The organism is Microcoleus sp. bin38.metabat.b11b12b14.051 (genome assembly GCF_013299165.1).
GTDB lineage: Bacteria > Cyanobacteriota > Cyanobacteriia > Cyanobacteriales > Microcoleaceae > Microcoleus.
The window spans coordinates 65,914-87,169 of record NZ_JAAFKD010000021.1 but is presented as its reverse complement, the minus strand read 5'-3'; the positions used below and the strand labels follow the sequence as shown (position 1 = coordinate 87,169).

The 21,256-nt window shown below is 45.4% G+C and carries 17 protein-coding genes; 6 read left to right on the top strand and 11 right to left on the bottom strand.

Annotated features, from left to right (window positions below):
- Positions 1 to 4: 4 nt before the first annotated feature.
- Complete coding sequence (locus QZW47_RS21060) at positions 5 to 1,105, top strand: ATP-binding protein (RefSeq protein WP_293130829.1); 1,101 nt, start codon at positions 5 to 7, stop codon at positions 1,103 to 1,105.
- A gap of 259 nt (positions 1,106 to 1,364) precedes the next feature.
- On the opposite strand, the gene QZW47_RS21055 is transcribed toward QZW47_RS21060, so the two are convergent.
- Both QZW47_RS21055 and QZW47_RS21050 read right to left on the bottom strand, forming a co-directional pair.
- Positions 1,365 to 2,570, bottom strand: a complete 1,206-nt coding sequence (locus tag QZW47_RS21055) for an FAD-binding oxidoreductase (protein WP_293130826.1) — start codon at positions 2,568 to 2,570, stop codon at positions 1,365 to 1,367.
- Between the two features lie 176 nt (positions 2,571 to 2,746).
- Positions 2,747 to 2,920, bottom strand: a complete 174-nt coding sequence (locus QZW47_RS21050; protein ID WP_293130823.1) for a hypothetical protein — start codon at positions 2,918 to 2,920, stop codon at positions 2,747 to 2,749.
- 26 nt (positions 2,921 to 2,946) lie between these two features.
- Here QZW47_RS21050 and QZW47_RS21045 point away from each other — a divergent pair, with 26 nt between their 5' ends.
- Together QZW47_RS21045 and QZW47_RS21040 are read left to right on the top strand one after the other, a co-directional pair.
- Positions 2,947 to 3,225: a hypothetical protein gene (locus QZW47_RS21045; protein WP_293130821.1), complete on the top strand. Its 279-nt coding sequence runs from the start codon at positions 2,947 to 2,949 to the stop codon at positions 3,223 to 3,225.
- Positions 3,226 to 3,274: 49 nt separating this feature from the next.
- Positions 3,275 to 3,814 carry a DUF2231 domain-containing protein gene (locus QZW47_RS21040; protein WP_293130819.1) on the top strand — a complete coding sequence of 180 codons (540 nt, stop codon included), beginning with the start codon at positions 3,275 to 3,277 and terminating at the stop codon, positions 3,812 to 3,814.
- 558 nt (positions 3,815 to 4,372) lie between these two features.
- Here the strand turns inward: QZW47_RS21040 and cutA are convergent.
- The 5 genes from cutA to QZW47_RS21015 all read right to left on the bottom strand — a co-directional run bounded on the left by cutA (position 4,373) and on the right by QZW47_RS21015 (position 9,152).
- A complete protein-coding gene (cutA, locus tag QZW47_RS21035; RefSeq protein WP_293130817.1) occupies positions 4,373 to 4,696 on the bottom strand; it encodes a divalent-cation tolerance protein CutA in 324 nt (107 codons plus the stop codon).
- Positions 4,697 to 5,010: 314 nt separating this feature from the next.
- On the bottom strand, positions 5,011 to 5,136 hold the full coding sequence (locus QZW47_RS21030) for a hypothetical protein (protein ID WP_293130815.1): 126 nt from the start codon (positions 5,134 to 5,136) through the stop codon (positions 5,011 to 5,013).
- Complete coding sequence (locus tag QZW47_RS21025) at positions 5,137 to 6,036, bottom strand: pentapeptide repeat-containing protein (RefSeq protein WP_293130813.1); 900 nt, start codon at positions 6,034 to 6,036, stop codon at positions 5,137 to 5,139. It abuts the gene before it with no gap.
- Between the two features lie 251 nt (positions 6,037 to 6,287).
- Positions 6,288 to 8,801, bottom strand: a complete 2,514-nt coding sequence (locus tag QZW47_RS21020; RefSeq protein WP_293130811.1) for a VIT domain-containing protein — start codon at positions 8,799 to 8,801, stop codon at positions 6,288 to 6,290.
- Positions 8,802 to 8,927: 126 nt separating this feature from the next.
- Positions 8,928 to 9,152 carry a hypothetical protein gene (locus QZW47_RS21015; protein WP_293130809.1) on the bottom strand — a complete coding sequence of 75 codons (225 nt, stop codon included), beginning with the start codon at positions 9,150 to 9,152 and terminating at the stop codon, positions 8,928 to 8,930.
- Positions 9,153 to 9,174: 22 nt separating this feature from the next.
- Between QZW47_RS21015 and QZW47_RS21010 the strand changes: the two genes are divergently transcribed.
- The 3 genes from QZW47_RS21010 (at position 9,175) to QZW47_RS21000 (ending at position 12,959) form a co-directional block, all read left to right on the top strand.
- A complete protein-coding gene (locus tag QZW47_RS21010; protein WP_293130807.1) occupies positions 9,175 to 10,188 on the top strand; it encodes an Rpn family recombination-promoting nuclease/putative transposase in 1,014 nt (337 codons plus the stop codon).
- A 240-nt stretch (positions 10,189 to 10,428) separates the two neighbouring features.
- On the top strand, positions 10,429 to 12,087 hold the full coding sequence (locus tag QZW47_RS21005) for a CTP synthase (protein ID WP_293130805.1): 1,659 nt from the start codon (positions 10,429 to 10,431) through the stop codon (positions 12,085 to 12,087).
- 446 nt (positions 12,088 to 12,533) lie between these two features.
- On the top strand, positions 12,534 to 12,959 hold the full coding sequence (locus tag QZW47_RS21000; RefSeq protein ID WP_293130803.1) for a hypothetical protein: 426 nt from the start codon (positions 12,534 to 12,536) through the stop codon (positions 12,957 to 12,959).
- Positions 12,960 to 13,144: 185 nt separating this feature from the next.
- Here the strand turns inward: QZW47_RS21000 and QZW47_RS20995 are convergent, their stop codons facing one another.
- From QZW47_RS20995 to QZW47_RS20980, 4 genes are all read right to left on the bottom strand, one after another.
- The gene (locus tag QZW47_RS20995; protein ID WP_293130801.1) at positions 13,145 to 14,068 is read right to left on the bottom strand and encodes an ROK family protein; all 924 of its coding nucleotides are present in this window, start codon (positions 14,066 to 14,068) and stop codon (positions 13,145 to 13,147) included.
- Positions 14,069 to 14,272: 204 nt separating this feature from the next.
- Positions 14,273 to 15,691 (bottom strand): hypothetical protein, encoded by a 1,419-nt coding sequence (locus tag QZW47_RS20990; RefSeq protein ID WP_293130798.1) that lies wholly within the window; start codon positions 15,689 to 15,691, stop codon positions 14,273 to 14,275.
- Positions 15,692 to 16,583: 892 nt separating this feature from the next.
- Complete coding sequence (locus QZW47_RS20985) at positions 16,584 to 17,027, bottom strand: hypothetical protein (RefSeq protein ID WP_293130795.1); 444 nt, start codon at positions 17,025 to 17,027, stop codon at positions 16,584 to 16,586.
- On the bottom strand, positions 17,024 to 20,248 hold the full coding sequence (locus QZW47_RS20980) for a tetratricopeptide repeat protein (protein ID WP_293130792.1): 3,225 nt from the start codon (positions 20,246 to 20,248) through the stop codon (positions 17,024 to 17,026). Before QZW47_RS20980 ends, QZW47_RS20985 begins: the two co-directional genes overlap by 4 nt.
- Between the last annotated feature and the right edge of the window lie 1,008 nt (positions 20,249 to 21,256).

The window sequence follows — 21,256 nt, the reverse complement described above, 5'->3', positions numbered from 1 at the left end:
AGTTATGAATTTCACAGACATAATAAAAATTAATATTTTGATTGTCGAAGACGAACTATTAATCGCTAAAAATTTGTCACAAAAATTAGAAAAGTTGGGATATAGAATCGCCGGCATCGTTTCTTCAGGAGCCGATGCTATCCAGCGCAGCGAGGAGCAAAAACCAGATTTAATCTTAATGGATATAGTCATCAAAGGTGAGATAGATGGCATAGAAACCGCAGCAATAATTAATCAAAGATTTGACATTCCAATTATCTATACAACTGCTTATGCTGACGACGAAACTTTGCAGCGAGCTGAAAAGACAGGTTCTTACGGCTACCTGCTCAAACCGTTTAAAGAAAGAGAACTGCACGCCACTATCAAGATAGCCCTGAGCAAACATCAAGAAGCACTTAGGATGAAAAATATAATTGCACTCGCAGCAGCGAAAAGTGAAAACAGATCGCGATTTATTTCAATGGCTTACCACGATTTAAATACTCCTTTGACTACCATACAGCTATCGGCTGAAATGCTGGAATATAGCGATGCCGGAACTAAAAAAAGTGTCACTCGCATCAAAAAAGCAGTCAGCAACATGAGTGAATTGCTGGACGATATTTTAATGCTCAGTAAAGCAGAATCAGGCAAACTTTGCTTAAATTTAAGTCAGCTTAACGTGACGGATGTCTGCACATCTATCTTAGAAGAACTGCAACCGATCGTCACAGAAAAACACCTTGTAACTTTCGTCGCCCAAACCGAGCCGCTGCACGTCAATCTCGATGCAAAACTGCTGCACCACCTCCTGACTAATTTGCTTTCAAACGCTATAAAATATTCTCCGCAGGGCGGCAATATTAGTTTAGAATTAAGCTGCAAAAACCAGAAAATAATATTTTGCGTTCGAGATGAGGGAATTGGGATGACAGCGGAATATGAAGCAAAACTATTTCAGCAGTTTGAACGGGGTGCGAATGTCGGCAAAATTAAAGGTTCGGGTTTGGGACTGTGCATTGTCAAACACATAGTTGACCTGCACGGCGGTACCATAAGTGTGGAAAGTGCGATCGGCAAAGGTACTACATTTATTGTCGCGCTGCCTTTTTTGAGTCATTAGTCATTGGTCATTGGTCAACTGTTAACTGTTAACTGTTAGCTGTTAACTGTTAGCTGTCAACTGTTAACTGTTAGCTGTTAACTGTTAGCTGTTAACTGTTAGCTGTTAACTGTTAGCTGTCAACTGTCAACTGTCAACTGTCAACTGTCAACTGTTAGCTGTCAACTGTCAACTGTCAACTGTCAACTGTCAACTGTCAACTGTCAACTGTCAACTGTCAACTGTCAACTGTCAACTGTCAACTGTCAACTGTCAACTGTCAACTGTCAGTCCTAAATCTATTGGGAGACAAAATCTCGTGAAGCGAAGCTATCCCGGAGGGAATCGCCCCATCTTTTTGTCCCGCCGCCGAATTAGCAAATCGCTCCGCTAAAGCAGGTACGATCGCCAAAGGATTGCTCAAACCCGAAAAAACGTGCAATCCGGGGCGATCGCCAATTTCCCCCACTACGGGCAGCTTATCAGCGCTAAATGCCACAATACAATCGTGCCAAGTTGCGGGTAAATTTGCCAAAGCTGGCAAAACCTTGCCAATACCTGCGCGAATTGCCGTTTCGCTGGTTTTGCGATCGACTTTCTCGTTCAAATCGCTCAAAGTGCGAGACAATTGCCCGATCCGCAAACTGCCATCATTAAACCCAATTGCACCAGCATCTAAAATCGGCGGTAGCAACTCTTTACCCGGTTCATCCCAAAGGTTATCTACCTCAATTTTACTTGATGCAGATTCCAATTCAAAACGTTTTAATAGCGCAGGCATCACCAAAGTCCTGAGTTTCAAATCCACAGGTGCAGTCTCCAAAAGCTCGGCGCGACTAAAATAAACTCCCACAGAAATACCCGCCACTTTTAGCAAACTGCGAGTCCAACCTCCAGCACAAATCACCACATTTTCGCAGGCATAACTTTCGCCTACAGTCTTGACTCCAGAAATCCGATTTCCTTCTGCTATTAAATTAGTTACTTCAGCAATTTCTATAGTTCCTCCCAACCGCAAAAACCCTTGACAATAAGCTTGATTTGTGGCGGTTGGCGAAAAGTGACCGTGACGGACAGTTAGAGCTCCGGCGATCGCACTTTTGTTCAACAAAGGTTCCAACTCCCCAGCTTCTGCAACGCTCAAAAGCTGCGGGGGTATCGCAAAGTGCGCGTAATTAGCCGCTACTTTTTCGGCATCAGTACCTGCATCAATTGTCAGCAACAAATCCAACTCGCGAAACTCCGTATCAGCATCTAATTGAGCCGATAAATTGCGGTGGCGTTCGATACCTTCTGCACACAATTCACGAGTTAAATCTGTCGTACCCGACCAATAAGCCAAGCCGCCGTAACTAAAACGAGTCGCGTTTTGCATCGTGGCATCTCGTTCTAAAAGCAGCACCGCAAAACCTTTTTTTGCGAGTTCGTAACTCACCGCAGCACCCGTAATCCCGCCACCGACAACAATCCAGTCGTAACTTTTCATGGGAAATTCACAGGTAAAGAGAAGGGAATGCTTCGATTTTATACTAATTCGCAAGAGTAGGGAAACGGCATTGCCGTGTCAGGTGCGGCCATTAGGACAGCACATTGCCGTTTCCCTACTTTTTACCAAATCGGGACGATCCCGAAAAGCCTCTACAATGCACAAAAACAAAATTTTTAAATTTTTATTGGCTTCTTCCTTCTTCCTTCTTCCTTCTTCCTTCTTCCTTCAAAAAAGCCTCTACCTACAGAAAGAGCTGATGTGCGATCGCCCTTACAGAAACTTCCACCCCTTGGGAGATGCTCGCAACCGGAGATTTTTCGTTCAATAGTAGCAATTAGAGCTAACAAAAAATTAGAAACACCAGAGAGGTTTTATGAGTATCGACAAACCGGGCAAAGATATGAGCCGTACTACCAATCCGGGCGATCGCATTTCCGATGAACCGCAAAGCATCGAAGAAAAAGCTCAGCAATTAGCCGTTGACCACGTGCCAGACATCACGGGAGATACAGTTACAGTTCCCACTTATTTTGTCGTAGAGGAAGCTGAGGGGGAAAAGAAAGCTTTGCACCACGTCAAAGACGCCGAGGAAATTTCCGACGTAATTCGGCAGGCCCGCGTTGACGAAAATGGCGAGCGGATTTGGGATTAACTTCAATCCAATAAAAACGGGTTTTGAACAAAAATTATCGCTAGAAATCATGGAAACAAATCAAAGAAATAGTACGCCCTTTCCCAATGTTCCGCCGATTCTCGAAAGTGACGACAGAGAGTATCGCGATGCCGGCATTACCAGTACAGTTTCAGTTGCAGGCCATCCGCTTCACCCCGTAATCGTCACCTTTCCGATCGCCTTTTTAGTCGCAGCCGCCGGCACAGATATTGGTTATTGGCTCACCAGCGATCCGTTTTGGGCGAGAGCTTCGGTTTGGCTGATTGGTGCAGGTTTTGCTGCGGGGATTTTGGCCGGTATCACGGGGTTTTTAGATTTTGCCAGAATTAAAAGAGTGCGCGATCGCAGTGCTGGCTGGTTGCACATGGGCGGGAATGTGGCGGCTCTGGTACTTTCTCTGATTAACCTGTTGTTGCGACAAGGAAATCCAGCGGAGCCGATCGTCTTTACAGGTTTAGCTTTGTCGATCGTAGTTGCCACCTTGCTGGGCGTTACAGGGTGGTTCGGCGGCGAACTAAGTTTTCGCCACAAAGTGGGCGTAATCGGCCCTAGCAGTCAAAATATCTAGGTTTCCGATGTTTGTAGTGCGGACTTCAGTCCGTCTTCATAGGTAAATAATCAAGGACTAAAGTCCTCACTACGAACCTGGATGTTTTGGTTTGTAGTAAGGACTTCAGTCCGTCTTCATAGGTAAATAATCAAGGACTAAAGTCCTCACTACGAACCTGGATGTTTTGGTTTGTAGTAAGGACTTCAGTCCGTCTTCATAGGTAAATAATCAAGGACTAAAGTCCTCACTACGAACCTGGATGTTTTGGTTTGTAGTAAGGACTTCAGTCCGTTTTCACAGGTAAATAATCAAGGACTAAAGTCCTCACTACGAACCTGGATGTTTTGGTTTGTAGTGCGGACTTCAGTCCGTTTTTACAGGTAAATAATCAAGGACTAAAGTCCTCACTACGAACCTGGATGTTTTGGTTTGTAGTAAGGACTTCAGTCCGTTTTCACAGGTAAATAATCAAGGACTAAAGTCCTCACTACGAACCTGGATGTTTTGGTTTGTAGTAAGGACTTCAGTCCGTCTTCATAGGTAAATAATCAAGGACTAAAGTCCTCACTACGAACCTCACTGCGAACCTAAAGATTGTCCGATCCAATTCAGATAAGCCTGACTACCCGCGACAATGGGAATAGCAATAATTTCGGGAACTTCATAGGAATGGAGTTCCTGAATTTTTGTTTTTAAAGCCTCAAATTTAGCCAAATCAGTTTTAATCACCAACTGCCACTCTGACTCGGCATGAATCTCACCTTGCCAAGTATAAATCGATCGAATTGGTGACAAACTCACACAAGCAGCCAGCTTGTGTTCAACTAGATATTTAGCGAGATTTTCCGCCTCCGCCTCCGATGCAGCAGTTACCAACACCACCCCAAAATTAACTGTCATAACGGTCTTATATTTGAGATTAAAGAATTGATTTAACACAAAACATTGATCGCTTGTAGGCAAACGGCACTGCCGTCTCCGGCGCGGATCTCTGCCACTTTTAATAATTATAGTTATACCAATTTTTACTCGTTACTTTCGCGATCGGCTGGTAGCGCAGATCCGGAGGCAGAGCAAAAGTGATATGGTTTCCCAGGCTAAAGCTTAGGAACCAGTTAGCCTCAATTTTATACAAATTATCTTTCATTCACGCCTGCCCCGCACCGGACACGGCAATGCCGTTTCCCTACTTACCATTGGTGTACAACCAACAATTACCAATTCCCCATGCCCCATGCCCCATGCCCCATGCCCCATTCCCAATTACCAATTACCCATGCCCCATGCCCCATGCCCCATGCCCCATGCCCCATGCCCCATGCCCAATTACCAATTCCCAATTACCCATTCTTAAGTTCCGTAACTTCCCAAGAATTGACTTTGCACGCCCCAGCTAAGGAAAAATAGCGCCTTGTAGATTCCGGCAAAATAGCCCCCGCCAATAAAGCATTATCTAAATTAGCCCCTATTAACGTCGCCTCGCTCAAATCGGCCGCCATCAAGTCTGCTTGACACAGCTTTGCCCAATTCAGATTTGCCCCTCTCAAACAACTTCCTCTAAACTTAGCCCCGGTTAAGTTTGCTCCCGCCAACTTCACTCCCCGCAACTGAGCGGCGCTGAAATTTGCCCCCGCCAAATTCGAGCCTTCCAAATTAGCTCCCATCAATTTAGCTTCGCTGACGTTGACGCCGCTCAAATCCGCACCGCAAAGATTCACTCCTGTCAACTGTGCTCGCCGCAGACTGACTCCGGTTAATTGAGCTCCAAAAAGTTTGGCACTGTTGAGCTTTGCACCGTAAAGGTTGGCCCATTTAAAATTAGCTCCCGTGAGGTTGGCCCCCAGCAAGTTAACTAATTGCAAGTCGGCGCTGCACAAATTGGCATTCCACAACACTGCACTCCGCAGGTTGGCGCCGGTTAAAGTTGCACCGCTTAACTTGACTCTGGGCAATTTGGCTTTTACCAAAAAAGCTCCGCTCAAATTAGCTTTTGTCAAATCTGCGCCTGAGAGTTTGGCTTCGCCCATTTTGGCAAAACTCAGATTTGTTCTTTGCATCAGTGCGCCTTTGAGCGTTGCTTTGGTAAGAAATGCTCTGCTGAGGTTCGCCCCGGAAAGATTAGCCCGCGAAAGGTTGACCCCGATTAATATTGCTCCGCTGAGGTTTGCACCGCTCAGATCGGCTCCAGCAAAGTCTCTTTGTCCTTTTTCGTAATTGTTGAGCAGTTCGCTAACTTCCATAGGGCGTGATACCTTCTCTGATTGGGGGGTTCGATCGAGAAATCTTTACTCTTCAGGTCGTTTCAGAAATTCTACTGTTAGAAAAATTAGACTGTTTCAGCCTTGGCCTCAAACCGTATAACTCCTGTTAACATCAGTTTTTGTTCAAACGCGATCTCTTAATAAAGATTTTATATTGTTCCGGGGTAGAGATCCCGGTTGCGGCACTTTTGACTTAAAAGTTAATGTTTCGTGACATAGATAGTCATTCCTTAACGATCGACATTAATCTGTAATTTCAGCCTCAGCGTGCCTTTGAATCCTGCGGGAGGTTTCCAGGAGTTTAAGGCTGCTTTGAGACTCTCAAGGGCGTCTGTTGGTTGCAGCGTGGACGTTTTGTCGTTAGCGAAGCCCTCGAAGAGGATCGCCACTTTCTGTACGCGGCCGTCTTGTACGGATAACTCCCACACCGTCTCGCCGCTAACCGCCGCTGGAAGATTAACAGATCGCAGGTATTGATTCAAAGATGCGATCGCCCCAGCATCCAATCCCGGAGCGCTGACTACTTGCAATCTACCCACAATTTGCTGCTGGCGCGATCGTTGGCTATCAGCGGCTTGCCGCGGGAGAGGAGCGGCTTGGCTCACCGGAACCGGGCTGTTAATTCCGCCAAAGTTGCGAGGAGCGCCGCCTCTGGTTTGCTCGATCGCGTCGAACTGACTAACAGCCTCATAGCTGACACCCTGCGGCAATTCCACAGGCACCTGCACCCGACGGCGAGCACCATCAGGTTCGACTCGCACTTCTTCGCTCACCGCCACAAAAGCCGTGTATTCCGTCAGTAAGCGATAAGTCAGAGCGGTATTAGTCACAGATTCCACCAAAGATTTAGTCTCGCCACCAAACATTTGATTCATTAAATCTTGAATGCGCGATCGCCCCCAAAGTTGAGCTACCGCCGGATTGCCAAAATCGGTAACATTTGCGGAGACTGATGTTGACTCCCGCTGGCGCCCGCCGGAGCGAGCAAAATTAACAGGTAAAATCTGCTCGTAAGCTTTGCCGCCCGCTTGAGTGCCGCGGATGCGAAGTTGGCCGTTAGTTCGATCGCTCTTTTTGCCAAACAAAACCAGCGGCTGGCTCGCAAACAAATCCGGCGGTGCGATCGGATAAATCTCAGGTTTTTCGCCCATACCTTCCCAACTAATTTGAATATTTGTCAATACCGGGCTGTTAATTTGGCGGAAAAACTTTTCTGCCGCGGATGCTGACGGTTCATCTTGACGGATTACTTGAGACGTGCCTCTTCCGACTTGGGCCAAACGGTTGAGCAAAAACCGATTCACCGAACTACCGACACCAAAACTGTAAAGTCGATTTCCCGGTTTTAGACTCCGCTGCACCAGGGCGAGCACTTCGTTTTCATTACCAATATAACCGTCCGTAATCAGTACAATACTCCGCAGCCTTCCCGTTGGTGCAGCCGGAAAATTCATCACAGATTGAATGCCGTTGAGCAGTTCGGTGCCGCCGTTAGCCTGCAACTTGTCGATGTAATTAATAGCACTTTGTCGGTTGGCAGCCGTATTGGCTAAAGGAGTAGCTGAAAGTGCTTTTGTAGTGTTGGCAAAATCCATGATCGTAAAAGTATCATTGGGATTTAGCCCTTGAATAAAACGCCGCATCAACTCCTGAGATTTTACTAGCGGATCGCCCTGTTGAGAACCGGAAGTGTCCATCAGAAACACGACATCTTTCGGGACAATTTGATTAGTTTTGTAGTTTAATGCCGGAATCAAATAAGTCGCAAAATGACCGCCCCGTTGGTCGGCTTGACTCAGGACTGTGGCGCGCGTATTTTCCCCTGCTACTCGATAGCGCAAAATTAAATCTTTATTGGGAATTGTGTCAGAATTGGCTAATTGGACTTGTACCAGATTGCCGCTGCGGTTGGTGGTAATTTGATGGGAAGTAGAGCGGACATTGCCGATCGCCACTCCGGCATCTATTTCTACCGAAACCGCGATATCCTGACCCGATCGCGTGCCTGGAAACAAAACAGGCGGGTTAATGCGATCGGCATCAGTCGTATTTTGCGAAATATAGCGCGGGCCTACGACTGTGGGAAACACAAATTCGTAATCGCCACCGGCAAATTTGAGACTTTCGGTGTAGCGAATCGTCACTTCAATTTTTTCTCCCGGTTTGATATTAGCGAGAGATTGAGTAAAAATATTAGATCGTTCTTGTTCCAACAAACCCGCAGTGCGGCCTTGTTGTCGGGCTTTTTGGTATATTTCCAAAGCTTCATCGCGCCGTTTGATATCAGCTTTAATAATGCGATCGCCTATTTTAATTTCCATATCGTCCACCGCCGCTTCGTCGGGCAGAGGAAATACATAAACAGCTTCTAAAGATTCGGGAAAAGGATTTTCAAACTTCTGTACAACTTCGACGCGGGAGATATTCCCAGCAATTTTTGCTTTAACTTCAGTCCGCTTGAGAGCAAAAGCTTGTTCTCTGGCTGTATTTGGAGTGTTGACGAACAAACCGCCGACTCGACAGCGAGTTTCGGGCGATCGCGCGCCCTTGCAACTAACATCATTACTAGCGAGGATTTTCGGCGACACAGACGAATAATTTTGCCCAGGAGTGTTTGCCCGCGCCCCATTGGGAGCGAGCCACACGCCACACTCGTTAGCGAAGCCCTCGAAGAGGATCGCTGCGAGCAATGCGATACCAGCAGAAAGCCACCGTTGAGGGGATAGAACGCAGACAAACTTCATAGCTATTTTTTGATGAGACTTGAGATGTTCTATTTACGATGACCTTACCACTCGCGAAACGTTCCTGAGTTAGCTATTTGGGAAAAATGACACAAGAGGATTTTAGATTTTAGACTTCGACTTCGCTCAGTCGAACGATTTTGGATTTTGGATTGAGTCCACAGGCTGGCTGTGAGGGCTGGAACTTTTGTCTATTTTGTCAAAACCACGATCGCTCTGGGCGACTTCTGTCGGGGCGGAAGCATCCGCCTTGGGGTGAGGTTGTTTCGGGCGATCGACCGCGAACCGATCCAACGCCCAAGATTGTATAATAGTTAGATAGCTTAAATAATTTTCAGATCGACTTGTCAACCTCTAATAAATTCAAAACACCATGAATTTTATCAATCCCAAAACAGACTTTGCCTTTAAGAAAATCTTCGGCTCTGCTGACAGCAAAGACATTTTGATTAGCTTCTTAAATGCCATTCTATACGAAGCAAATCCCATCATCGAAGATTTAGAAATCCTCGACCCTTATTTGGCTCCAAAAATTAAAGGTGTAAAGAATACTTATTTGGATGTCAAAGCTAAAATTGGTGGTAGCAAAACTGTGATCATTGAAATGCAGGTGTTGAATGTAGAATCTTTTGAAAAGCGGATTTTGTATAATGCCACTAGAGCTTATTCGGTGCAATTGAAAACCGGAGAAAACTATAACCTGCTAAATCCAGTGATTGCATTGACAATTACCGATTTTCAAATGTTTGAGCATCTGGAAACAGTAGTTTCGCGGTTCTGCATTAAAGAAAAAAACAACTTAGCAGACTATTTAGCCGAAGAATTAGAATTTGTTTTTGTTGAGTTACCCAAATTCGACAAAACGTTAGAAGAATTAGAGACTCTGACTGATAAGTGGATATATTTCATGAAAACTGCTCGGACTTTAAGGTCTATCCCGGAAGAGTTGGGAAATGTACCCGAGCTCCGCAAAGCTTTTGGAATTGCCAATGAAGCAAATTTAGATCCTGATGAATTGGAAGATTTGGAAAAACGAGAAATTTTTATTCAAGACCAGCGCGGTGCAATTACCAAAGCTACCAGAATAGGGATGGAACAAGGTATCGAACAAGGTATCAAACAAGGTATCAGACAAGGTATCGAACAAGGTATCGAACAAGGTATCGAACAAGGTATTGAACAAGGTATTGAACAAGGAAAACAGCAATTTCAGCAATTCATTGTCTCGCTGCTAGAATCCCGTGTCGGCCCGCTGTCGCCGGAGATCAGAACTCGCATCAGTCAGTTATCGAGCGAGCAATTAGATAATTTAGGGAAGGCTGTTTTAGATTTGGCTAGTGTGTCAGATTTGACCGATCGCTTGCAGACATATTCTCGATCGAGGTAAAAGAAGCATTGGTTTCTGTACTCTCAAAGCGAACTGAGGAACAATCAACCCTTGGGAAATTGGCCAGAAGAACTCAAAAACCATGCAAATCGGGCGATCGAGCAAATACCCCACTCGTCGTATCCGCACCCGTATTTAAGAAATGGTGAAACACTGCTGGACAATTTTCGATCTTAGCCGTTAGATTTGAGTGTTACCTTAACTGAAACATCTAAAGTCGAAACTCTTAGATAACATACTATGAGCAAATTTGTGTTTGTGACCGGGGGCGTGGTTTCTAGTATCGGCAAGGGAATAGTCGCTGCTTCCCTCGGCCGTCTGTTGAAGTCCCGAGACTACTCTGTCTCGATTTTGAAGCTAGACCCCTATATTAACGTTGACCCCGGCACCCTCAGCCCATTTCAGCACGGAGAAGTCTTTGTCACGGAAGACGGTGCGGAAACTGACCTGGATTTGGGGCACTACGAGCGTTTTACCGATACTTCCATGTCGCGCCTCAACAGCGTCACGACGGGTTCCATTTATCAAGCCGTGATTAATAAGGAACGCCGCGGCGAGTATCAAGGAAGTACAGTACAGGTGATTCCGCACATCACTAATGAGATTAAAGATCGTATTTTTCGGGTAGCAAAAAATACAAATCCTGATGTGGTAATTACGGAGATCGGCGGCACGGTGGGAGATATTGAATCTTTGCCGTTTTTGGAGGCAATTCGCCAGTTTCGCAAGGCTGTCGGGCGGCAAAATGTGGTGTATCTGCACGTCACGCTGATACCTTGGATTCCGTCGGCTGGGGAGATGAAAACTAAACCGACTCAGCACTCGGTTAAGGAACTGCGGTCGATCGGCATTCAACCAGATATTCTAGTCTGTAGGTGCGATCGGCCTTTACCTTTGGGCCTCAAACAAAAATTGTCGGAATTCTGCAACGTACCCGAAGAATGCGTCATCACAGCTCAAGATGCCAAAAGTATCTACGAAGTGCCGTTGATGATGGAACAGGAAGGCTTGGCCGAACAAACCATCAATTTGCTGCAACTCGAACAGCGACAACCCGATTTGACTCAGTGGCAAACCTTAGTCAAGCGGTTGTACAGTCCCACACACAAGATTGATATTGCTTTGGTTGGCAAATACGTGCGCTTGAACGATGCTTATCTTTCTGTAGTGGAAGCTTTGCGGCACGGCGCAATCTCGATCGGCTGCGATATAAATTTGCACTGGATTAACTCAGAAGATTTAGAATCGGGAAACATCGAAAACTATCTCAAACAGATGAACGGAATTGTTGTCCCGGGAGGTTTTGGGATTCGGGGAGTTGACGGCAAAATCGCTGCCATTGAATATGCCAAACACCATAAAATACCGTTTTTGGGATTGTGTTTGGGGATGCAATGTGCTGTGATTGAATGGGCGCGCCACACCGCCCAACTACATGATGCCAACAGCGCAGAATTTAACCCGGATACAGCAAATCCAGTCATTAACTTATTGCCAGAACAGCAAGATGTAGTCGATTTGGGCGGTACCATGCGACTGGGTTTGTATCCGTGTCGAGTCAACCCAGACACCCTCGCTTTCCAACTTTACCAAAAAGAAGTGATTTACGAGCGGCACCGCCACCGCTACGAATTCAACAACGCCTACCGCAATCTTTTCTTAGAATCAGGTTATGTAGTCTCCGGCACATCTCCTGACGGCCGATTGGTAGAAATGATCGAATTACCAAACCATCCGTTTTTTATCGCCAGTCAATTTCACCCGGAATTCCAATCTCGACCCAGCGCCCCCCACCCATTGTTTCATGGGTTTATGCAGGCCGCCAGCGTCCGGGGAAACCAGGATTTGTTAGAAAATGAGGCCCGCGACTTGGTGGCAGGGAAACTTGCCGGCAGCTAATTTCCTATCATGTGCGCTCCTGGAGTTCTGATATATTAGAAGTCTGTAGCGGCGGGTGAGTGCAGTCAATATTCAAATAGGGCAGATAGTCGATCGTACTCTCACCCGCCCAACCCAAAAATTAGATTTGATTCGGGAGCAACTTAGCGGACATGATATCGGGCAGAATTCTCAACGAGTGTGACACCTCACCCCTGCCCTAGCATCAGGGTTGGGGGGGCTAGTACCCGAAGGGAGAAGGTAAAAATTGAGGATCTTTATTACTTAGCTTTTTAGCTGTAGTTTCAATGGTGATACCAATAAAAAAAATACAACTGTAAGCAATATCCAAACCCCCATAGTCATCTGTCATGCTCAATCTAAAATCTAAAATCTAAAATCTAAAATTGTATGAGTTGTCAAACTATCCTAAAATACCATGAAACGCAGGTCTGAGGAGGGTTTTTGTGGCTTATTGGAGTAGAATTACTTATGAGAAAACTACATACATAATTGACCTTGACACTATTAGTGCTTTTTCTAGCGAACTGGATAACAAGCGTATCACATTTTGGCTCCCTAATAGCAGTCAACCGATTATCCTGAATCCCCAAGGAAATCAGGAGGCTTACAAGCAAATTCTAGAATACATCAAAAAAACGGTCGAGCGCAATTCTAAAGGTTCGTGGATTAAAGTTAATTACGATCGCAAAGATTTTGCGATCGATCTGAGTCGAATTAGCTCTTTTGCTAGCGAGCAGAACGGTCGGCTAATCAGCTTTTGCCTGCCTGACAGCGCCACTAATATTATTATCATGCGCGAAGGCAACTCGGACGATTATCAAAAAATTCAGGAATACATTAAAACTATGACTGGCCATTCTTTGCCATAAAGAAGTCATTCAGTTGATAGTTGACAGTTGACAGTTGATAGTTGATAGTTGACAGTTGACAGTTGACAGTTGACAGTTGACAGTTGACAGTTGACAGTTGACAGTTGACAGCTACCTCTGGCTAAAAGCAAGAGGATTGAAACAGTCAAGAATTTTGTTTTATTTCCCCCTAGAATGAGGAGGCTTTAAACCCATTCTTTTTGGTCATTTGTCATTGGAGTGATTTTAGCGACTTGCAAAGCTAATTTTGCTGCGCCTACCATGCCTGCTTCATTGCCCAATTTAGCAACTAATAACTGCAAATTTTCGCGAGAACTCGGCAGCACTCGCCGCTCTATTTCGGCTTGGACTGCTGGCAAGAAAAATTCTGAAGCAGCACTAATTCCGCCGCCGATAATAATAGCTTCCGGCGTTAGAACATAAATAAGACTTGCTAAACCGATGCCGAGATAGCGGCCATAATTTTGCCAATATTCTAAAGCTTTGGCATCTCCAGACTTTGCTAAATTCGCTAATTCTAGAGGTTCTAAACCAGTGTCGCGCCGAATTGCTTCTATACAAACATACTGTTCTAAAGAACCATGATTGCCACTATTACACTCTGGGCCATCGGCATTTATAGAAATTAATCCTAATTCTCCGGCTGCGGCTTGATGACCTGCAAATAGCTTACCATCTAGGATAATTGCACCGCCAACTCCTGTTCCTAATGTTAGTAAAATTAGGTTTTTAAAGTTTTTTCCTGCACCTAACCAAGCTTCTCCCAATCCGGCGCAGTTGGCATCATTTGCTAATATTGTCGGTAGTCCAGTTTTGGCTTCCAACCAGTCGGCTAGGGGGACGTTATGCCAGTCTTTGAGGTTGATTGCGACTCTGGCTATGCGGCCGGTTGTGTCTGCTGGGCCGGGGGTGCCAATGCCGATCGCCCCTACAGCATTTTCCCCTGGGTTAAGTTGTACAATAGCATCGGTCATCGTCGCTAAAACGGCTTCAGGCGTAGCGGGTTGAGGCGTTGGAACGGTTAAGGATTGGTGACAAATCCCGTCTGCGCTAAATCTGCCGAGTTTGATTGCGGTGCCGCCTAAGTCGATGCCGATTACTTGTGTCATGACGATTTGAGATTGTGGATTTGAGATTCGATATCGGGGCTGGAAACGGCACTGCCGTGTCCCTACGGTGGGCGATATCTGTAGGGAAACGGCACTGCCTTGTCCCTACGGTGGGCGATATCGGGGCTGGAAACGGCACTGCCGTGTCCCTACGGTGGGCGATATCTGTAGGGAAACGGCACTGCCGTGTCCGGGATTTCGACTTTAGAATTTAATGCGGCGCTTAATTGCTAAGAATATCATGCCGATCGCCACTGGGAAGATGCCGATCGCCATACTCAACCAAAATGCGGGATAGGGCGCTATCTTATTGGCGGGTGTTGGGGGATTTGAGACTTGGGTGGAGATGATGCTGGCTGCGACTCCGCTGGTGGCTAGTCCGATACCGACAATGGCGATCGTAGCATTTAACGCGCGATCGCTCTTAGTCTGCTCTATCTCGATAATTCCCTTGATGGTTTCAATGGCATTTTCCAACAATCTTAACCCGGCAGTGAGGCTAGCGCGATCGGACTTAACTTGTTCCACATATTTGTCGCTGGCAAAATCGCTAAAAGTCTTCAGAAATAGCAAAGCATCGGGACTGCTTTCTCCGTCAGTGGCAATTTGCAAAGCATCGGGATTGCTTTCTCGGTCAGTGGCAATTTTTTTAAGCCGTTTCTTATAATTCTTTAAGTTGGTTTTGATTGTATTTTCTTGTTCTTCCAACCTACTGATATAATTAGCATAAATCGAGAAAATTGTCAAGCTTTTAACCAGATTTTTCTGCAAATCTTTCAGATCAAGATTATCTGCTGTTACCTGTTGTGGCAGTTTATCGACAATATTTTGAATCGCCACAGCAGCTTTCTTGAGATCCGATTTTAGTTGGCGGCTTTGCTGGTAAGCCCAAATCACTTTATTGCGAAATCTAAACAGTTGAATGAAATCGGGATAAAGCAATGTCATAATTTCAGCAGCAGCAGAGATTGAACCGTCGGCGGTGTGAGGAAATAAGCAAATTAACAAATGCCGGTTTGTGCTGATATCCTCTCTGTCAGACGGATGTTGCCACAATTCGTAAAAATTAGCGCCTAGAAATTCCCCTGTCTTTTGGAAGTTTCCTTCCCATTGGCAATTCTCGAATAACTTGAATTCTTGGTAGCAATTTTTAGCAGTCGCTAAGGCATCTTGGTCACTAGCGGTGAGTTGTCCCCAGATTAGCCAACTTTGACCGATTGTAGCATTCGAGTTGTGAATACGGCGATCGCAAATTTCTCTCCTGATAGCTTCCAAACAACCGATTTCCTGCGGTTGAAGTTGCTTTTCCGGCGGTTGTGCGTTTCCCGAAGAGTCAATTTGCAAGGCGTAGGTGTCGCCCAACTTTACCGGATAATAATAACCATCGACAGCATCTTTAAAATCTTCACATTGCTTATCGCCCAGCAAATCTATGTAATTAGCATTGGTTTCTGCTATCTTCAGTTTTTCGAGTAACTGCGGAGTCAACGTTTCGCCGTAAACTTTTTGCCAAAACTGTTGGCGATTTTGGTTGACTTCGCTGTCAGTTTGTCCTAAACCGTCGGCTAAATCGTAGAGAAATAAATCGACGGTGGGATAAATTAGCAAATTTTCTTGAGTCATGGACTAGAAAGCCTAGATGAGGGGCGATACAAAAATTTTAGCCGTAGGGTGTGTCGCCTTGAACAATCCCAAATAAATATCGACAATCTAATAGCGACGCACCTCCCAAATTACCATAATATCAATACAAAAATTTGAGCCGTAGGGTGTGTCGCCTTGAAAAATTCCCAACTAAATATCGACAATCTAATAGCGACGCACCTCCCAAATTAGCATAATATCAATACAAAAATTTGAGCCGTAGGGTGTGTCGCCTTGAACAATTCTCAAATAAATATCGACAATCTAATAGCGACGCACCTCCCAAATTAGCATAATATCAATACAAAAATTTGAGCCGTAGGGTGTGTCGCCTTGAACAATCCCAAATAAATATCGACAATCTAATAGCGACGCACCTCCCAAATTACCATAATATCAATACAAAGCTTTGAGTGTAGGGTGTGTCGCCTTGAACAATCCTCAAATAAATATCGACAATCTAATAGCGACGCACCTCCCAAATTAGCATAAACGCAATACAAAAATTTTAGCCGTAGGGTGTGTCGCCTTGAACAATTCTCAAATAAATATCGACAATCTAATAGCGACGCACCTCCCAAATTACCATAATATCAATACAAAAAATTTGATACAACATCATTGTTCGGTTTGTTTGTAAAAGTTGACAATAGCACAGGTGCGTCGCTATAGAGATTGTTGCTTTTTGTTGGGGATTGTTGAGGGCGACACACCCTACAAATATTGTTTGAGGTGCGTCGCTATGGAGATTGTTGCTTTTTGTTTGGGATTGTTGAGGGCGACACACCCTACAAATATTGTTTGAGGTGCGTCGCTATGGAGATTGTTGCTTTTTGTTTGGAATTGTTGAGGGCGACACACCCTACAAATACTACAATAAAGGTAATACAAAACTTTGAGCCGCTTGTCTGGAATCGCTAGCCGAGAAAATCTTACCAATCAATTCTGTTAGTTGATTAGACGAAACCTTTTGCTCGATTTGTTCGATAATATCAGGCAAACTTTGCAAATTCGATATACTGCTAGAAGTATTATCAAGTTCCGTATTCATCGTATTTTGCTTTTCCGGTGCAGAATTCGGGCGAACCCCTTTTCCTTTGTTGCGTATGCTGCTGTGAGAGTTTTGCCAATCCGTAGCTTTTTGGTAAAAGCTTCGTAGAGATGCGTTATCCTCAGCAATGTTATGGAGTTGTTCAATCTCGAAAGTTTGACCAATTGTATTTAATGCTGATTGCACTTCAACAGACAAGGGTTCTGTTTGCAGCATTAGTGCGGCAATAAAAGCTTTAGCGATTTCGGCATCTGTGTCTGTCATAATCCGGTGAGGGTGAAAGCAGCCCAGTAGTAGGGATGCTGATAAGGTTGATTTAATTCTATTGTAGCTAACCGTCGCAAATTGCTGCTGAAATCTCGGTGCAGTTTCACATTATCTTTCGGAAGTTTGTCAATTTCCCCTTGATACCAAGCGGCTAAATCTTCGCGGGTGGCATCTCGCAGCCATTTTTGAGTCGCGGCTAGGGCTTCGGGTTTCGAGAGGCCTGTTTCTTGCCATTGTTGGTAAAAGTAAATCGTAAATAAGGCACTCGCGGCAGATTGTACGGGCCACAATGTACTGATGACGCAAGCTGCGCCCGCACGCATAAAACCGCTGACTAATCCTACATATTCTGAGGTGATATTTTGGTTGGCTGTCACCGCTGTTTCGCAAGCAGAAAGGCAGATAAGTTCGTAGTTGCTGAGGTTGAGGTGGATGATTTCTGCGACTGTCAATCGTTCTAGTTTACTTAAATATAAAGTAGATTCGAGAGGATTGGTAAATTCATAGCTGCCGTGCCCTGTGAAGTTAAAAATACTGTGTTGCTGTTGCAATAATTTTTTGACTTCCTCGAAAGTGATGCTGTTGTTTTTCAGTCGGGTGGAGTTGGGAAATATTTGGCAAATCCTTTCTGATTCTATTTCGGCGGCGGGTAGGAGAGGAAACCTGATTTCTTCGCCGTTTTCGCTGTAGGTACTGTCGGGATTTTCTATGCTGAGGAGTGAATGGGTTTCCCAGAATTGTAGGGGCAATCCCCCCGTGGTTGCCCCGGTTTGGTTGGTCAATCGATGTTTCAATTTTAGCCCAACTTTAGCGCTAGGCAAATAAGTAATCACAAATTCATCGCTAAACAAGGCATGAATCGGGAAGCGGTGCAAGTCGCGGTGAGGAATCAGAATTAAGTTGGTAATGCCGTTTGATTTTAATTGCTCTTCGATGAGGGGAATCTGCAAGATTTCCTGGAGTTGGGCAAATTTATTTGGCATTTCCAAGCGCCAAGGATGTTCTTGTTGATTGGCTTCATCCTTAGATTTATCTTGATGATCGGCATATTGTTGATTCCAATCTTTCACCCATGCTTCTAATTTTTCGGGGAAAGCGCTAAGACAGTTTTCTGGCGACAGCAACCCATCGGAGTTGATGATGAATGTTGTCAAGGCTGCATCGCTGAGATGCCAGAAAATCGCGCAGGTGGTGGGATTGAGAAGTTGCTGAATTTGGGCGTGGGTGGCTGTCTCGGCTATGGGTTCTTGGTAAGCGGGAATTGGTAAGGAATCCAGCAGCCAAGACAAGCAGACGTTTTTATCTAATTCTGCGGTGTCTAATGCTTTGACTATTTCCCCAGACTGCATGAAAATATTTACTGTTAATTGGTGAAACCTAACTAATTTGTCGGTGAGTTGTTGTTTGCTGAGTTGGGAATAGTTTTGCTGTTGCAGCAAGCGATGCACTAAATCGGTGGCATCTCGCCGTAATTTATCGGCTTTCTCAGTTTTGTGTGCACGTAGCAATGCTTTGATTAATTCTTGTAAAACTTCTAGATGTAGTGCGAGAAAGGCATCTTTACTTAGAGTTTCGAGGGCGAGATAGTAACTGTTGATGGCTTGGGATAACAAGTTGGGAAAGAGGCGGGGATTGCTTTGCCATCGGCTATAGTGAACTCTGCCAATTTCCCGATGCAATTGACCCCATCCTTCAGGTTCTTTGTTTTTGTCAACATACTTTAACCCTTCTTGGTAACTTGTCAATGCTCCTTGATAGCCGCGGTGATTTAAGGCAGGATTTTGGATTGCTATGGCAGAGATGAAGGGAGATCGGTTATTTTCGGTTTCTACTTTGCCAGCAGCCTGAGCTCTACCGCTCCAAGATCTCCATAAGTCCTGTTTAATAGTAATGGCTTTGTCGTAGGAGTCGATCGCATCTTCCCATCTGCCTAATTTATTCAGTGCATTGCCCCGATTGTTCCAGGCTGCGTGGTAATCTGGTTTGAATTCTAAGGCTTTGTCGTAGGAGGCGATCACATCTTCCCATCTGCCTAAATTACCCAGTGCACCGCCCCGATTGCTCCAGGCTTCGTGGTTATCTGGTTTGAATTCTAAGGCTTTGTCGAAGGAGGTGATCGCATCTTCCGATCTGCCTAAATTACCCAGTGCAACGCCCCGATTGTACCAGGCTGCGTGTAAATCTGGTTTGAATTCTAAGGCTTTGTCGTAGGAGGCGATCGCATCTTCCAACCTGCCTAAATTACGCAGTGCAAGACCCCGATTGTTCGAGGCTGCGTGTAAATCTGGTTTGAATTCTAAGGCTTTGTCGTAGGAGGCGATCGCATCTTCCAACCTGCCTAATTTATACAGTGCCCTGCCCCGATTGTACCAGGCTTCGTGGTCATCTGATTTGAATTCTAAGGCTTTGTCGTAGGAGGCGATCGCTTCTTCCAATCTGCCTAAATTACGCAGTGCACTGCCCCGATTGTGCCAGGCTTCGTGTAAATCTGGTTTGAATTCTAAGGCTTTGTCGAAGGAGGCGATCGCTTCTTCCCATCTGCCTAAAAGATTAAGTAAACAGCCCTGAAGATTCCAGCCTGTGTCGTCATCTGGTTTGAATTCTAAGGCCTTGTCGAAGGAGGCGATCGCACCTAAAACATCTCCTCTCATATAGTGCTCATTCCCTCGATCGAACCAAGCTTCAGCCTCAGCATCTACATCCGATTCACCCTCTCCACCTCCACGATTCCCATCCCCAGAAACACCCAAACCATTCCCAACAAACACCGCCTCAATCAAATTCCCATACCCACCATCATCCTCAACCACCGGCAACGGAAATCGCGTCAAAATCTCCAGCCCAATATTCCCCGCCACCTGCGACAATTCCCCGCTACCAATTCTCCCCAACAATCCCATCCGGCGCGCCAATTCCTGAAGCGAAGCCACCGCATCTGTAGGGGCGGTGTCATCATATTCGCCCTCAAATAATCCATTCCCAAACCGTCGCAACCAAGCCGCCAATTCACCATCTTTCAGGCGTTTTGCGATTAAGAATCCCGCTACATCGCCTCGACTCCAGTCGGTATTCACTCCTTCGAGGATTTCCATGAATTTCGACTCGTATTCGGCGTCTGTGAGGGTGGGGCGGGGTGCAGGTGGTGGCGGTGGTGGCGGTGTGGTTCCCAATAGGCGCTGGATTAGTCGTTTGAGGAATTGCCAAATTTTGTTTAGCATTTGTGGGGTTGGGTGGGGTTGTTTGTATTTTAGTATGTTTTGCTGGCCATGGGTGAGTATCGAAGAAACCGGGTTTTTTTGTGGATTTGTCGGTTATCGCAAATAATTGTCGTAAAAACCCGGTTTCTGGCCACGCGTGAAGCTCGAAGAAACCGGGTTTTTTCCTAATTTGTCGGTTATCGCAAATAATTGTCGTAAAAACCCGGTTTCTGGCCATGCGTGAGTATCGAAGAAACCGGGTTTTTTCCTAATTTGTCGATGGTGGCGAATAATTCTCGTAAAAACCCGGTTTCTGGCCACTCGTGAGTATCGAAGAAACCGGGTTTTTTTGTATATTTATCGATGGTAGTGAATAATTTTCGTAAAAACCAGGTTTCTGGCCCTGCGTGAGTATCGAAGAAACCGGGTTTTTTCCTAATTTGTCGATGGTGGCGAATAATTGTCGTAAAAACCAGGTTTCTGGCCACGCGTGAAGCTCGAAGAAACCGGGTTTTTTCCTAATTTGTCGGTTATCGCAAATAATTGTCGTAAAAACCCGGTTTCTGGCCATGCGTGAGTATCGAAGAAACCGGGTTTTTTCCTAATTTGTCGATGGTAGCGAATATTTTTGGTAAAAACCCGGTTTCTGGCCATGCGTGAGTATCGAAGAAACCGGGTTTTTTCCTAATTTGTCGATGGTAGCGAATATTTTTGGTAAAAACCCGGTTTCTGGCCACTCGTGAGTATCGAAGAAACCGGGTTTTTTCCTAATTTGTCGATGGTGGCGAATAATTCTCGTAAAAACCCGGTTTCTGGCCACTCGTGAGTATCGAAGAAACCGGGTTTTTTCCTAATTTGTCGATGGTGGCGAATAATTCTCGTAAAAACCCGGTTTCTGGCCACTCGTGAGTATCGAAGAAACCGGGTTTTTTCCTAATTTGTCGATGGTGGCGAATAATTCTCGTAAAAACCCGGTTTCTGGCCACTCGTGAGTATCGAAGAAACCGGGTTTTTTCCTAATTTGTCGAT

Bases quoted from the DNA above. Each gene is read 5' to 3' on its own strand.
- QZW47_RS21045 (WP_293130821.1), top strand. From the start codon at position 2,947: ATGAGTATCGACAAACCGGGCAAAGATATGAGCCGTACTACCAATCCG.
- QZW47_RS21040 (WP_293130819.1), top strand. From the start codon at position 3,275: ATGGAAACAAATCAAAGAAATAGTACGCCCTTTCCCAATGTTCCGCCG.
- QZW47_RS20995 (WP_293130801.1), bottom strand. From the start codon at position 14,068: ATGACACAAGTAATCGGCATCGACTTAGGCGGCACCGCAATCAAACTC.
- QZW47_RS21025 (WP_293130813.1), bottom strand. From the start codon at position 6,036: ATGGAAGTTAGCGAACTGCTCAACAATTACGAAAAAGGACAAAGAGAC.
- QZW47_RS20980 (WP_293130792.1), bottom strand. From the start codon at position 20,248: ATGCTAAACAAAATTTGGCAATTCCTCAAACGACTAATCCAGCGCCTA.
- QZW47_RS21020 (WP_293130811.1), bottom strand. From the start codon at position 8,801: ATGAAGTTTGTCTGCGTTCTATCCCCTCAACGGTGGCTTTCTGCTGGT.
- cutA (WP_293130817.1), bottom strand. From the start codon at position 4,696: ATGACAGTTAATTTTGGGGTGGTGTTGGTAACTGCTGCATCGGAGGCG.
- QZW47_RS20990 (WP_293130798.1), bottom strand. From the start codon at position 15,691: ATGACTCAAGAAAATTTGCTAATTTATCCCACCGTCGATTTATTTCTC.
- QZW47_RS20985 (WP_293130795.1), bottom strand. From the start codon at position 17,027: ATGACAGACACAGATGCCGAAATCGCTAAAGCTTTTATTGCCGCACTA.
- QZW47_RS21005 (WP_293130805.1), top strand. From the start codon at position 10,429: ATGAGCAAATTTGTGTTTGTGACCGGGGGCGTGGTTTCTAGTATCGGC.
- QZW47_RS21055 (WP_293130826.1), bottom strand. From the start codon at position 2,570: ATGAAAAGTTACGACTGGATTGTTGTCGGTGGCGGGATTACGGGTGCT.
- QZW47_RS21060 (WP_293130829.1), top strand. From the start codon at position 5: ATGAATTTCACAGACATAATAAAAATTAATATTTTGATTGTCGAAGAC.
- QZW47_RS21010 (WP_293130807.1), top strand. From the start codon at position 9,175: ATGAATTTTATCAATCCCAAAACAGACTTTGCCTTTAAGAAAATCTTC.